Source organism: Salinimicrobium oceani (genome assembly GCF_012037645.1).
Window position 1 is genome coordinate 1 of sequence record NZ_JAAVJR010000421.1, and the last position, 508, is coordinate 508.

At 31.9% G+C, this 508-nt stretch carries 1 protein-coding gene; it reads right to left on the minus strand.

Annotation, left to right across the window (positions count from 1 at the left end; all coding sequences use genetic code 11):
• A partial coding sequence (locus HC175_RS17515; protein ID WP_168139577.1) for a hypothetical protein occupies positions 1-508 on the minus strand: 508 nt, incomplete at both ends.

The window sequence follows — 508 nt, forward strand, 5'->3', positions numbered from 1 at the left end:
TTGGACTAGGTGCTTATCTTTTTTTTGCTCAGCCTCTATTATAATACTCCCCTGCATTGAATAATCAAAAATTAAAACATCAGGAGCACGATCGTCAATTGGAAAAAATGATTCACTATTCCCCATGTACCATTTAAAATAGGTTAGATTAGAATAAAATGGCATTATTTGGCGCCCTTCACTTTCAAATCTCTCCCGAGCTCTAGCGTATTTCCACAATGACAAACTCTCTATATCCCAATAAAATACAAGTCTTTCTAAATCGAAAGCATTAATTATCATTTGATATTCAGCTTTTTTGATTTCAGGTACTGCTATGGAAAAAAAATCTTCAATCTTAAATTGAGCGTATATGAATAGAACCATAATATTTAATGGTTCTTTTATCATGCACTTTATTTCATTTAAAACTTCCTCCGTTCTTTCCACAAAACCTACTTCATTATCTCCTAAATATTTTACCAAAGCCACCTTATCAGTATCAATTCTGTAGAGATATTCATATACC